We start from the raw sequence: 13,212 nt of genomic DNA, 5'->3' as shown, positions 1-13,212 counted from the left end.
AGTGCTGAACATCAAGTCGGGTCGAAGCGTAGAGATCGAGCAGAGAACCGTACACCGCAATGTTTGGCATTCCAGCGACTTGCCGCGTGACCCGTCGTGGCCAGCCTGGTTGTTCGAACTGGAAACGTTGGAAGGTGATGGGAAAGACATGGCTGTGGCGGTGTGTCTGACCCATGATGTAGTTCAGGCAGTGAAGTCACATCTTGCAGCCTCATCACCAGAAGTGGGCTCATTGCTGATTGCACGCCCGACCTGCGGCGCTGGCGCACGCTCTATTGTGTGCGGTCAGCATGCATTTGATCTTGCAGAAACCTTGGCGCTGAAGATTAATCAGGTTCGCGTTGCCAGTCGCCCTCCATTGCACCTGTTTATTGCTGCACCGAATGCTTTCACATTTTTCCTGGGCCAGAGACAGCCGGGCTTGGGCAAGAGCACGCTTTACGAATACGACTTCGAAGGGGCGAATGGAGGCAGCTACAAGCCTTCTCTGTCACTGCCCATTTGACTCGGCGGGGTAGCGTCAAGAGTTTCGCAGCGTTACTCACTCGACAAGTGGGTTGCGCGGCTTTGATGCAAGTCCGAAACCACCGCGATCAGCCTGTTGATAGGCTCGGCCAACCGTTTCGGTAGTACACGGTGCTGGGTATGTGTCTTCAGGTCAGCGATCCAGCGATGTGCGACCCAAACGTCTTCTTCAGGGTGGTTGTTGTCCACGCCATTGCAATACTTGTAGCCAACAAGCGCATCCGTGTGTGACAGCAGAACGCGTGCCATCGTCATATGAAAACGGTGAGCCCGGAGATCCGCCGGACCTTTGGGCCGCGGAAGCGTCAGACGCAAGCATCGTTGGTCGTTGAATTCAGCCCAGTCGGGGCCAACCACTTGTCCGGCGCGTTCCAGCATCTTGCGCGACTGTTCATTCTTTCCATTGACCAGCGCAACTGCGACCGTACCCTTCGGGTACTCCAGCTTTTCAGCCAGCGCGTTCATCCAGCGCACCAGCTTGTTTAGATTATTATCGTCCGCAAACACAAGGAACTGGTGACGCTGTTCATCATCGAGAAATGTGGGTAGCTGCGCATAGAGGGGATACAGCAGGTCATGGAGATAGATATAAGTTTGGCGGCGCCCTTGCTCGTGGCTCCGTGTGGTTGAGGTTAGTACCCGCTGTGCCCACTCGGGCGTAAGTTCGTCCAGCGTCATTTCGGTAATGTCGATAGAAATCAGCGGAAATCCGAGCGACTTCCCGATCAACGCCTTGCGTCCATCGAAGGCGTGGCCGAGTTCGATTTCAACACCACCCAGTACCATCAGTTCGGCTTGAACCGGCGGCCCAAGCACAGCAACGTCGAGCCGGAATTTGCTGCCAAATGGCGTTTGCAGAGGATGCTCGATTACCACCTGGTCGGCGCCGAGCAACAAGTTGCCTTCCAACGGATAGTCCGACGCATCTATATCCTTGAACGCCCAGGGCATCGCAAGTCCTGCCTTCAAGCGTCGGGCTAGCTCAGCCGCGACAAGTTCCTTCGCCCGTCGGTGTTCTGGACTTTCCTGCACAGCAAGCCAGCGGTCAGCTTCTTCATCGTCGAAGTGCGACTTGGGATTGAAGGCGTGCTTGGTCGGAAGCACGCGAAAATGGGACCGTCTACGCAGCTTGCCGCTTTCAAAAGAGGGACTGACCCATGTCACCATCTGCCGCGATGAATCTGGCGACACCAAGGGCCACAGCTTACGCGCATGCTCCCGGCTGCGAACGTCGCGCGCAGCGATCGTAGTCTGAAAAATCCCTTTCCGAGAGAAGACAACGATCGCATCATCCATCCAGAGCCCTTCCCCTTATGACGAAGCAGTGGCCACTTTCGTGGCGCCATCCAGCTTGCGGTGGATCAGCGACACCAGCGTCAGGATGTCCAGTGCGTCCTGCTCGGACATAGGCCAATTCGTCTTGGGTGCATGAGCCAGCGGATTGCGCACGGCTCCAAAGAGGCCGATTAGCAAGTTGGCAAAGCCTTTCTGCTCGCTCTTTTCGGTCTCGGTGGTGAGCGATCCCAAGGTGAGAACGGGTTGCTGGCCTGCGAATGCCTTGCTCACTAGGTCGGCGCCATCGCCGTTCAGGCCCGACAGCAGGCGAATCCGCTCCGCAACACCTTTCGTTGCCTCGAACACGGCATGGAAGTAGTTTTCATCCAGCAGCTCTGCTCGGCAGAAGTTCAGCACTTCTGCATGGACAACGCGACTTTCCAGTGCGGCCTTGAGTCGCCCCGCACGAGCGCGGGCGGCATCGAGGGTCGTGGCTTTGTCAGCGTATCCTACTTTGCCATCTTCGCGTACGTAGAAGCCGGAAAAGGCAAGGACGACATTAAGCTCATCGCGTCGCCAAGCAAACGTCGCAGGATCACGGGCGTAGTTCACCGGATGCATGGCACGGTTGATGAACATAATGAGATGATTCCCGACCTTATGCCGATTTTGTGCGCCAGCCAACGCATTGAACAAGCGCTTCCATTTGGTGATGCCAGGCGATGTGTCAGCAACCTCGATTTCTTGCAGCAAGCGCTCGATCTGCGTTCCGCTCAGACCTCTATCTGTGTCCGCAAGCACACGGCAAGCGGCCTCAAGATACTGTGAGTTAAAAGGATCAATTCGCGTCGCCAATGCCCGTCTCCCTCGTCAGGCATCAGATGATTGCCTGCAAGCCCTTGTCTGCGATCACGTTAAGCAGCTTGAGGGCCGGACCGGCCGGACGAGTCTCGCCTTGCTCCCATTTGCGCACTGTAGAGGCTGTGGTGTGCAGGTGAAGCGCGAACACCGGCTGGCTGAATCTCAAGGCTTCACGCAGGCGTTTGATATCGGCAGCATCGAACTCCCGCACCGCTGGCGGGCAAATCGTATCGAACTCGCGCATTGTCACCTTGCTGATCGCACCCACTTCGTGCAGAGACGCCAGGTCGCCACGCAACGATTCAATGATTTTGCTCACAATGCACCTCCACTAAAACACCCGACTGCAACGCTTTCGACAAATCTGCAGCAGACAATTCCAAAAACACCTTGCCGGCGAATTGAAGCGCCCTCTTTTCATCCTGCGTGATGTTCGCCTTGTCGCTTTTGGGGAACCCATGTAGGAACACATAACGACTGCCGATCTTGGCCGATACCAGCGTGCGGTAGCCGCCACTTTTACCACCGCCTGGGCGAGCCACCCGCTTCTTGTAGAGAAAGCCGCCCAAGTCCGCGTCGATCAGCCCGTCCTCCATCTCTTTGACTGCCTTGCACAAGGCGGTATCGGACAATTTCTCACCCGCCTGCCACCTAGCAAAGTCCTTCCGCTTGAGAATGCTCGTCATCTGGACTCCTAAAACTATACCCGAAACGGGCATACTTATCAATAATCCCTCATCGGGCCACCCAAGACACTCGCGAAACGTCAGCGGCGTTGATCACATGCGCCCAGCCATGCCCGCCGTGATGCCTAGCTGGGCCAGGTCGTTAAACATAACCAGCAGAGCTTTGCCGGCGCGACGCAGTGCTCCTACAGATGGACCTGTCCTACGCCCTTCCTTGCTGCAGCAAGTTGCCTCAATCACCACCGATAGCCACCATGACATTTATCGCAATACTCATGGAGTCGGACCAATGACTGCCTTGGAAAAACACAGCGCCGCAGGAGCGCTACATAGCCCACTGCCCCACCCCGGCACCGAACAATACGACGAGCTTCCCCAGTTTCCGAAAGCATCGCCACTACCGTTTCGCCGAACGATCCGCCGTCGCGAACTTCATCAGATCGTGCCGCTGGCAGAAACCACCATTTACGAAATGGAGCAGCGCGGCGAGTTTCCCCTCCGCTTTCGACTGACGCCACGTTGCGTAGTCTGGGATCTCGCAGAAGTCGAAGCCTGGGTCGAAGCTCGAAAACAGGCCTCACGAACCATCAAAAGCGAGCAATGCACAGGCCCTGACGTCAGACAGCGCCGATACCGACCTGTGCTGTGAGCGATGGAATTCGTCAGGCGAGCCACTGATACAAGCGCATCAAAGGCAAATGCCTCCCTTCCTTCCAGGACAAGTCGTCGGCGGTTTGAAAAATCATAGAAATGATCACTCAAAGTGACCTTTCCGTGAAAAATTCAAACCAAGCTAGAACTCTGACGATGCCCCATCAAAGGGCCCTCAGCGATGGCCCAAGAATATTTCTGGGCACCAGCTTCGGTACATAATCCTGCCCGCCGCTCCATGCCTCAATCAAATTGCCCCACTCTTGCAGCATGTGGCGCCTTTGCTCGGCGTATTCAGCCTTGTTGTAAACCGAACGCGAGGAACGACCGTCCTCATGCGCCAGGCACTTTTCAATCCAATCCCGATTGAAGCCGATTTCATTGAGCAGCGTAGATCCGGTACGGCGCAGGTCGTGAACGGTAAATGGCTCCAGCGGCAAGCCCTTGCTCTTCGCCGCCGCCACCACCAGTTGCGTAATGCGGTTCAGGGTCGCATTGGACATGCACCGCTGGGCATCGTAACGAGACGGGAAGACGAACTTTGAACCTGCCGCGCAAGCATGCAAGGTGACCAAAATATCAAGCGCCTGGCTCGACAGGTACACCACATGCGGGTTGCGCCCTTTCATCCGTTGCTTCGGAATGGTCCAGGTTGCACGCTCGAAATCGACCTCATCCCAAGTCGCGTGGATCAGCTCGCTTTTTCTCACCAGCGTCAACAGAATCATACGCAGCGCCAGTCTGATGGTCGGATAGGTAGCCACCGATTCCAGCTCTTGCATCGCCAACTTGATCTCCAGCGGTGATAACGCTCGATCCTTGGGCACGAACGTGGCGATCGACGACGCCCGCACGCTGTCGGCTGGGTTCGCCACCTTCTCGCCGTTGGCGATGGCATAGACATAGACCTGTTTGACGATGTCGCGAATCTGGACGGCGGTCGCCGGCGCCCCGCGATCTTTGACCTTGTTGCACAAGGCACGCAAATCCTCGGGCTCGACTTCTGTCAGAAGTCGATTTTGAAGTACCGGTAGGATGTCTCGATCAATGATGTGCTTGCGCATGGCGCGCGTGCTGTCCGCCAGCCGGGCATTGGTAAACCATGCCTCCATCGCCCCGCCAAAGGTCTGGATCTCACCTACCCGGCGTTTGTCTCGCTGCTTCTCAAGCGCGGGCGATACACCAGCCTGAACAGACTTGCGCGCCTCGAATAGCAACTCGCGCGCCATGGCCAACGAAATACCGCCAGGACCGTACCGTCCCAGGGTCAAAGTTTCACGGCGACCGTTCAGACGGTAGTCGTAGCGGAAGCTGACGGTACCGCTGGTCGATACCGTCACATACATCCCATCTCGGTCAGAAACCTTATAAATCTTGGACTTAGGCTTCAGATTCCGCAGCGCAGAGTCGGTTAGCATCGCGTTTTTTCTCCAGTTTTACGACGGCTTTTACCGTCAGGGACCTGGAGGTCTGCTGATGCTCGGAAAGCCGCATAAAACAAGCTTTCCCGAGAACACTTTTACCGTCAAAGACGGTAAAAGTCTTAATAGTGAACGAGAATGTCTTAATTTCGCCTCATTTTTTACCGCCACCGCTACCGTCAGCTTATTTTGCTAGCCCACAATAGCCACCGATAGTCACCGCAACATTCACACCATAAAAATCAATGAGTTACGGTGACTTTTCGATAGTTGGCGATAGTCCAAAAAGGACGCAAATTCACTCCCACTCAATCGTCGCTGGCGGTTTGCTCGATACGTCGTAGGCCACACGGTTGATGCCGCGCACCTCGTTGATGATGCGGCCCGAGACTTTCTTCAGCAGCGAGTATGGCAGTTCTGCCCAGTCGGCGGTCATGAAGTCGGAGGTTTGCACGGCGCGCAGCGAGACGACGTATTCGTAGGTGCGGCCATCGCCCATGACGCCTACGGATTTCACCGGCAGGAAGACGGTGAAGGCTTGCGAGGTCAGGTCGTACCAGCTTTTGCCAGTTTCTTTGTCGATGGTGTTGCGCAGCTCTTCGATGAAGATGGCGTCGGCGCGGCGCAGCAGGTCGGCGTATTCGCGTTTGACTTCGCCCAGGATGCGCACGCCCAGGCCAGGGCCGGGGAACGGGTGGCGATAGACCATTTCATGCGGCAGGCCCAGCGCGACGCCCAGTTTGCGGACTTCATCCTTGAAGAGTTCGCGCAAGGGCTCAAGCAGTTTGAGGTGCAGGGTGTCGGGCAAGCCGCCAACGTTGTGGTGCGATTTGATGGCGACGGCTTTGCCAGTTTTGCTGGCGGCCGATTCAATGACGTCCGGGTAGATGGTGCCTTGCGCCAGCCAACGTGCGTTGGTGAGCTTGCCAGCTTCTTCCTGGAAGACTTCAACGAATTCGCGGCCGATGATCTTGCGCTTGGCTTCAGGATCGGAGACCCCGGCCAGTTTGCCCAGGAAACGGTCGCTGGCGTCGATGTGAACGACTTTGACGCCCATGTTGCGCGCAAAGGTTTCCATGACTTGCTTGCCTTCGTCCAGACGCAGCAGGCCATGATCCACGAAGACGCAGGTGAGCTGATCGCCAATGGCGCGGTGAATCAGCGCCGCAGCCACGGAAGAGTCCACACCGCCAGACAGGCCCAGGATGACTTCGTCGCTGCCGACCTGTTCACGGATGCGTGATACCGCTTCTTCCACATAGTCGGGCATGTTCCAGTCGGCGCCGCAACCGCAGATGTCGCGCACAAAGCGCGTCAGCATGGCCTGGCCCTGGACGGTGTGCGTGACTTCCGGGTGGAATTGCACGGCATAGAAGCCGCGGGTTTCGTCGGCCATGCCGGCGATGGGGCAAGACGGCGTGGATGCCATCAGGACGAAACCGGAAGGCAGCGATACAACCTTGTCGCCATGGCTCATCCAGACCTTGAGCATGCCGTGGCCGGCATCGTCACGGAAGTCTTCAATGCCGTCGAGCAGTTTGGTGTGGCCTTGCGCGCGGACTTCGGCATAGCCGAATTCACGATGGTCGGAGAAGCTGACCTGCCCGCCCAGCTGCTGCGCCATGACCTGCATGCCGTAGCAAATGCCCAGCACCGGCACATTCAGTTCAAAGACCGAATCAGGCGCCTTGATGGCGTCCGCGCCATACGCCGATGCGTGGCTGCCGGACAGGATGATGCCTTTGAGGCCCTGGCTTAGCTGCTCGCGCAGGAATTCGTTGCTGACATCGCCAGGATGGATTTCGCAATACACGCCTGCTTCGCGTACGCGGCGGGCGATCAATTGGGTAACCTGCGAACCGTAGTCTAGGATCAGAATGCGTTGGTGCATGGATGAAGAGAGGGTAAAGAGTCTGGTCAGTGACGCCAGTGAAACAGGGCTTCGCCAGCGCGCCGGGCGGCCATTCCTGTGAACAGCTTGTCCGGAAAGAAAAACAGCCTCCCTCTCGGGAGGCCGTCATGGCTATCAGTCAGCCCGGTAGTTCGGGGCTTCCTTGGTGATCTGGACGTCGTGAACGTGCGACTCGCGCACGCCAGCCGACGTGATCTCGACGAACTCGGCCTTGGTCCGCAGGTCTTCGATGGTTGCGCAACCGCAGTAACCCATCGACGCCCGCACACCGCCTACCAGTTGGTAGATGATGGCCAGGACGCTGCCCTTGTAGGGCACGCGGCCTTCAATGCCTTCCGGCACGAGCTTATCGACATTGTTGGCCGGATCCTGGAAGTAACGGTCCGCCGAGCCTTGGCTCATGGCGCCCAGGCTGCCCATGCCGCGATAGGACTTGTAGGAACGCCCTTGGAACAGCACGACTTCGCCCGGCGATTCTTCGGTCCCGGCGAACATGCCGCCCATCATGACGCTGGAAGCGCCAGCGGCCAGCGCCTTGGAAACGTCGCCCGAATAGCGCACGCCGCCGTCAGCGATCAGCGGCACGCCGGTGCCTTCCAGCGCCTTGGCCACATTGGCAATGGCCGTGATCTGCGGCACACCAACACCGGCCACGATACGCGTGGTGCAGATGGAGCCGGGGCCGATACCGACCTTGACGCCGTCTGCGCCGGCTTCCGCCAGCGCCAGCGCTGCCGCGCCGGTCGCGATATTGCCACCGATGACATCGACTTGCGGGAAATTCTGCTTGACCCAGCGCACGCCTTCGATCACGCCAGCCGAGTGGCCGTGCGCGGTATCAACGATCAGGACGTCCACACCAGCCGCCACCAGGCGCGCCACGCGTTCCCGGGAATCGCCGCCAACGCCGACCGCCGCGCCAACGCGCAACTGGCCTTGGGCATCTTTGCAGGCAAAAGGATGAGCTGTGTTCTTGACGATATCCTTGACCGTTGCCAGGCCACGCAGCTCGAATGCGTCATTGACGATGAGCACGCGTTCCAGACGATGCTTGTGCATCAGGGCCTGGGCTTCATCAAGCGTCGCGCCTTCATTCATCGTGACCAGACGCTCACGGGGCGTCATGATCTCGCGCAGCGGCAGATCCAGACGGTCTTCGAAGCGCAGATCGCGGTTCGTGACGATACCGACCAGGGCCTTGCCCTGCACCACGGGCAGGCCGGAGATGCCATGCTGCTCTTGCAGGGCAACGGCATCACGCACGCGCATGTCCGGCGTGACGGTCACAGGGTCGATAACGATACCGAACTCGTGACGCTTCACGCGGGAAACTTCGCGTGCCTGCTCTTCGATGGAGAGGTTTTTATGGATAATCCCGATGCCGCCTTCTTGCGCCATGGCAATCGCCAGACGCGCTTCGGTCACGGTATCCATGGCCGCCGAGACGAAGGGGATATTGAGGGAAATATTGCGGGTCAGACGGGTGGTCAGGGCCGTGTCCCTGGGCAGCACTTCCGAATATGCCGGCACCAGCAGCACATCGTCGAAAGTGAGCGCTTTTTGAATTAAACGCATGAGGATACTCCGGGCGCAAAGCAAGATTATACGCTCATGTGGCCTTGCTGTCGCCCCAGTGTTGCTTAAGGGGCAATAAGGGGCGGCAAGAAGCCATGATGCCGCCATACAGCAGCCATGCCGCCTGGCCCCGGTCTCGCCGTGGACAACGTTTTGCTGCCTATTACGTTGCGTATCACCGCGCCCTGCTTGGCCCAAGCCCCCTGGCGCGCCGTTTGCCATATCTGTCAGGCGCTGGCGGCCAGCCGCGGCCAGCGCCTCCCGGCAGCCCCGCCGCATGCAGCAGGTGGAACCTTTTTCCAATAAAACCGACTAACCGCCCGGTAAGTGGATCTCACCAATATGATGCAAAAGCGCTCAGATAGAGCTAAACAATCGAAAATATTGGATAATAGAGATCAAAGGTTGCGCACTCGTTTTATTCCGCCTACATGATTGCGGCGGACTACGCGTACCCGTACCGTATTCATCATGGCTTTTGCCTTTGCTTCATCCGCGTCAATATGAGCTGCGGATGGGCGGTTTGACAAGCCCATACGCATTACCCTCATCCCAGCAGGAAAGACAACAGATACCATGCGCGAACCACATATCGCGGTGCTCGAGGACGATATTGCCCAGGGTGCCCAGATACAGCAAACACTCCTCCAGGCAGGCTTTCGCTGTACGCTGTTTCGCGACGGCGCCAGCATGTTGGCCGCGGTACGCAGCCAGAGTTTCGATCTGCTGATCCTGGATTGGAATCTTCCCAACATGGATGGCGAAGAGGTTCTGAAAAAGATCCGCAACCGCCATGGCGCCATGCTGCCCGTTATTTTCGTGACGAGCCGGACCGATGAACAGGATCTCGCTCGCGGCCTGCAAGCCGGTGCCGACGATTACATTACCAAGCCTTGGGGCAAGGTCGAGTTGCTGGCCCGCATCCATGCATTATTGCGGCGCGCCTATCCCGAAGAACCGGAACAAGGCGTGCTGACTTATGGGCGCTATACGATAGATACCGGCAGCCGCACGATTTCCCTGGATGGCACGCCCGCAGTGCTGACGCCCAAGGAATATGAATTGGCGCTGCTGTTCTTCCGCCATTCGGATCAGCTGCTGTCGCGCGCCACGCTGGCCGACGCCATCTGGAATCGAGAAATTCCGCCGACCTCCCGGACGCTGGATACACACTTGTCGAATATCCGCCAAAAGCTCCAGTTGCGGCCTGAGAATGGTGTGCGCCTGACGTCTTCCTATGCTCTGGGCTACCGCCTGGAAATCATTACCGAGTTCTGAAGTCCCCACCATGACCCATTCCTTGCTGTCTTGCCGACTGGCGCCCGCTGGCGCTGTCTCTCTACGTCACATCATGGCCAAGGGAGCCATCCTGGTGAGCTGTGCCATCCTGCCGATGATGGGCCAGGCCCAGCCGGCAGGCACGGATAAAGACGACTTCCTGTATTACGTGCGCAAGGATGACACGCTGGGCAATCTGGCAAACGTCTATCTGCTGGACAGCAACCGCTGGAAAGCCATCGCGGAATTCAATCACGTTGCCGATCAGTTCCGGCTGCCGATTGGCAAGCAATTGCGGATTCCTCTTGCCTGGATCCCCCGCGTGCCTGCCGCCGCCGTCCTGGAATATATCCAGGGCAATGTCCTGGTCAACGGCGAACCGGCGACCAGCGGCCAAGCCCTGACGGCTGGACAGCGCCTGACGACCCCTGCGGATGGCGCCGCCGCCATCCGGCTGCCCGATGGCGGTTTTGTCGCGCTTCCCGCCGCCAGCGAAATCAATGTCGAGCAAATGCAGCAGTTTGCCGGTACCGGCCTGATCGACTCCGTGATCGACCTCAAGCAAGGTGATCTCGACACGGAAGTGTCCCCGCAGCACGAAGGCGTTGGCCGTTTCGAGGTGCGCACCCCTGTGACGATTACCGGTGTGCGCGGCACCCGCTTCCGGGTACGTGTTGATGAAGGCGGCACGGTCAATGAAGTGCTCGATGGCCAGGTTCAGTTGGCGTCGGGCCCGTCCCTGGCAGACGCCGCCGCCAACCGCCGCATCGCCGCCGGGCACGGCACGCGCGTCACTGCCGATGGCAGCTCGCAAGCGATTGTCGCCCTGCCTGCCGCCCCCGTCATTCTGGATAGCCAATCCGATGGCGGGCAATGGACGGTGAATTTTGCGCCAGTTCCTGGCGCGGTGTCCTATATGGTGCAATACAGCCACGACGCGCAAGGCAGCAAGATTATCGAGCGCCAGCCGCTGCAAGCGCCGCCACTGCATGCCCGCCTGAACGAGCCAACGTTTTTTGCCAGTATCATCGCCATTGACGCCCAGGGCTTGCGCAGCCCCGCCAGCCAGGCGCTGGCACTGACAGGCTTCAATAATGCCCTGTTAAGCACCGACGGCTTGCCCGTGCAGTCAGGCACTGGCGAGGTGGTCATGTTGCAGGTATTTCATTAATTTCCTGACTGGCTTTGCCCCCCCCCCCGCGGCATCCGACGCCGCCTGCCCTGAGCAGACAGACTGACCGCCCTGGCGGCTATTTGCCTGCCCCGACCCGGACTGCGCGCCATGCCCGACCGTGCCCCCCGCCTTGCACGCCCTGCCTTGCCCGGATGGGGGCTGGCGCTGTTTCTCAGCCTGCTGCTGGCCGGCCTGAGCCTGTTCAATGGCCTGGGGCGTTTTGATTATCTGATCTACGATAATCTGTTGCGCACGATTGAGCATGAGGCCTCGCCGGAAATCGTGCTGATAGCCATTGATGACGGCAGCCTGGAAAAGCTGGGCAATTGGCCCTGGCCGCGAACCACTCACGCGCAATTGCTGGATCAGATTCCCGGGGCGCGCGCCATCGCCTTCGATATTATTTTCAACGAAGCCGATCGCTACAACGGCCTGGAAGATGCGCAACTGGCAGCGGCAATACGCCGTCATGGGCAAGTCGTTCTGCCAGGCATACTGGACGTCGCCTCCGGCCATCTCCAGCCGCCCACGCAAAAGCTGGCTGATGCCGCCGCAGGTATCGGCTACATCAATATGCAGCCCGATACGGATGGCGTGGCGCGGCGCTTCACACCCCTGAGCCAGAACCGGGCGCACCATCTTGCGGATGTCGTGCTGTCGGTTGCCGGACTGCCAGTCCAGCGGCCAGCCGTGCCAGGCCAATCCGCGCTGCTGCGCTATGCCGGCCCGGCAGGCCAATATGTCATGCTGCCCTATGCCGATGTCCTGCAAGGCAGAATCGACCCCGCCTTCTGGCACGACAAACTGGTCATCGTCGGCGCCTGGGCCACCGGCCTGGGCGATAATTTCGCGACCCCCATGTCGCGTACCGGCATGGACATGGCCGGGATGGAAATACTGGCCAATATCATCCAGTCACGCCAGATGGGGCTGGAAATCCGGGCCTGGCCAGTTTGGGCCATTTTCCTGGCCGGGCTGCTTCCCTTGCTGCTGCTGTATATCGCGCTGCGGCGTCTTTCACCCCGGCACGGGCTATATGCCGTGGGCCTGGCGCTGGCAGCCGCCCTGCTGGGCAGCTGGCTGCTGCTGCGCTTTGGCCAGATCTGGGTGCCGCCCGGCGCCGCGCTGCTGGTGCTCGCCATCAGCTACCCGCTCTGGAGCTGGCGCAGCCAGGAGCTGGCCTTGCGCAGCCTGGATGCCACCTTGGCTACCTTGCGCCTGGAAGACCAGAATTTCCCTGAAATCCCGCAACACCAGCGGCGCCACCGGCAGCATATTCTGGATACCCGGATCAATGAATTGAGACTGGCGCTGGAGCGGGTGCGCAATCTGCGGGCCTTTATTTCAAACAGCCTGGAATCCACCCCGGACCCGACCTGGGTCTGCAATCCTGACGGAACCCTGCGTTATTTCAATCGCGCTGCGACACGCTACTGGAAGCAGCTGGCCGCGCAGCAACCTGCTCTATCCCTGGGGATGGCGCTGCTGCCGCTGCTGCAAACCGCCTTTCCGCGGCTGCCCGCCGAACGCCTGGAAAACTGGCTGGCCGGATATGACACCAGCCTCAGCGACACCGCCGCGACGGCGGCGCAAACGCCTGATCACACGCTGGAGAGCCAGGACAGCGCCGGCACGGACTGGCTGCTGCAACACGCCTGGCTGCAAACCCCGGAGCGGGAAACCGCCGGCATCATCATCACCATGACTGATATTTCCGCGATTCGCCTGATTGAGCGGCGCCGGGAGCAAAGCCTGAACTTTCTGTCTCATGATATGCGCGCGCCGCAGAACTCCATCCTGGCCCAGATTGAATTGCGCGAGCAGGAATCGCCAGGCGCGGCAGAACAGCAGACC

General features: G+C 59.1%; 12 protein-coding genes. 5 read left to right on the top strand and 7 right to left on the bottom strand.

Annotation, left to right across the window (positions count from 1 at the left end; all coding sequences use genetic code 11):
• Nucleotides 1-505 (top strand): SAVED domain-containing protein (locus ACTJGZ_RS13645; RefSeq protein WP_441663460.1); only part of this gene is annotated, 505 nt, incomplete at its 5' end.
• A gap of 32 nt (nucleotides 506-537) precedes the next feature.
• On the opposite strand, the gene ACTJGZ_RS13640 is transcribed toward ACTJGZ_RS13645, so the two are convergent.
• From ACTJGZ_RS13640 to ACTJGZ_RS13625, 4 genes are read right to left on the bottom strand one after another with little or no spacing between them, the layout of a single operon-like run.
• Entirely contained in the window at nucleotides 538-1,821 is a 1,284-nt protein-coding gene (locus ACTJGZ_RS13640) for a hypothetical protein (RefSeq protein ID WP_441663459.1), read from the bottom strand.
• A gap of 15 nt (nucleotides 1,822-1,836) precedes the next feature.
• Nucleotides 1,837-2,655, bottom strand: coding sequence for a TIGR02391 family protein (locus ACTJGZ_RS13635; protein WP_441663458.1), 819 nt, complete (start codon nucleotides 2,653-2,655; stop codon nucleotides 1,837-1,839).
• A gap of 22 nt (nucleotides 2,656-2,677) precedes the next feature.
• Complete coding sequence (locus ACTJGZ_RS13630) at nucleotides 2,678-2,980, bottom strand: helix-turn-helix domain-containing protein (protein ID WP_441663457.1); 303 nt, start codon at nucleotides 2,978-2,980, stop codon at nucleotides 2,678-2,680.
• Nucleotides 2,964-3,347 carry a type II toxin-antitoxin system RelE/ParE family toxin gene (locus tag ACTJGZ_RS13625; protein WP_441663456.1) on the bottom strand — a complete coding sequence of 128 codons (384 nt, stop codon included), beginning with the start codon at nucleotides 3,345-3,347 and terminating at the stop codon, nucleotides 2,964-2,966. Before ACTJGZ_RS13625 ends, ACTJGZ_RS13630 begins: the two co-directional genes overlap by 17 nt.
• A gap of 289 nt (nucleotides 3,348-3,636) precedes the next feature.
• Here ACTJGZ_RS13625 and ACTJGZ_RS13620 point away from each other — a divergent pair, with 289 nt between their 5' ends.
• Nucleotides 3,637-3,996: a helix-turn-helix transcriptional regulator gene (locus tag ACTJGZ_RS13620; RefSeq protein ID WP_441663455.1), complete on the top strand. Its 360-nt coding sequence runs from the start codon at nucleotides 3,637-3,639 to the stop codon at nucleotides 3,994-3,996.
• A 166-nt stretch (nucleotides 3,997-4,162) separates the two neighbouring features.
• On the opposite strand, the gene ACTJGZ_RS13615 is transcribed toward ACTJGZ_RS13620, so the two are convergent.
• From ACTJGZ_RS13615 to guaB, 3 genes are all read right to left on the bottom strand, one after another.
• On the bottom strand, nucleotides 4,163-5,416 hold the full coding sequence (locus tag ACTJGZ_RS13615; protein ID WP_441663454.1) for a tyrosine-type recombinase/integrase: 1,254 nt from the start codon (nucleotides 5,414-5,416) through the stop codon (nucleotides 4,163-4,165).
• Between the two features lie 301 nt (nucleotides 5,417-5,717).
• The gene (guaA, locus tag ACTJGZ_RS13610; RefSeq protein ID WP_441663453.1) at nucleotides 5,718-7,310 is read right to left on the bottom strand and encodes a glutamine-hydrolyzing GMP synthase; all 1,593 of its coding nucleotides are present in this window, start codon (nucleotides 7,308-7,310) and stop codon (nucleotides 5,718-5,720) included.
• Nucleotides 7,311-7,445: 135 nt separating this feature from the next.
• The gene (gene guaB / locus ACTJGZ_RS13605; RefSeq protein WP_441663452.1) at nucleotides 7,446-8,906 is read right to left on the bottom strand and encodes an IMP dehydrogenase; all 1,461 of its coding nucleotides are present in this window, start codon (nucleotides 8,904-8,906) and stop codon (nucleotides 7,446-7,448) included.
• 576 nt (nucleotides 8,907-9,482) lie between these two features.
• Between guaB and ACTJGZ_RS13600 the strand changes: the two genes are divergently transcribed.
• The 3 genes from ACTJGZ_RS13600 to ACTJGZ_RS13590 form a co-directional block, all read left to right on the top strand.
• Nucleotides 9,483-10,184 (top strand): response regulator transcription factor, encoded by a 702-nt coding sequence (locus tag ACTJGZ_RS13600; RefSeq protein WP_441663451.1) that lies wholly within the window; start codon nucleotides 9,483-9,485, stop codon nucleotides 10,182-10,184.
• A gap of 10 nt (nucleotides 10,185-10,194) precedes the next feature.
• On the top strand, nucleotides 10,195-11,355 hold the full coding sequence (locus ACTJGZ_RS13595) for a FecR domain-containing protein (protein WP_441663450.1): 1,161 nt from the start codon (nucleotides 10,195-10,197) through the stop codon (nucleotides 11,353-11,355).
• A 111-nt stretch (nucleotides 11,356-11,466) separates the two neighbouring features.
• On the top strand, nucleotides 11,467-13,212 hold a 1,746-nt coding region (locus tag ACTJGZ_RS13590), incomplete at its 3' end, for a CHASE2 domain-containing protein (protein WP_441663449.1).

This window comes from Kerstersia sp. (genome assembly GCF_052103615.1).
In the GTDB taxonomy this organism is placed as follows: Bacteria; Pseudomonadota; Gammaproteobacteria; order Burkholderiales; family Burkholderiaceae_B; genus Kerstersia.
The sequence above is the reverse complement of the archived record's forward strand: the minus strand, read 5'-3'. Positions and strand labels throughout refer to the sequence as shown.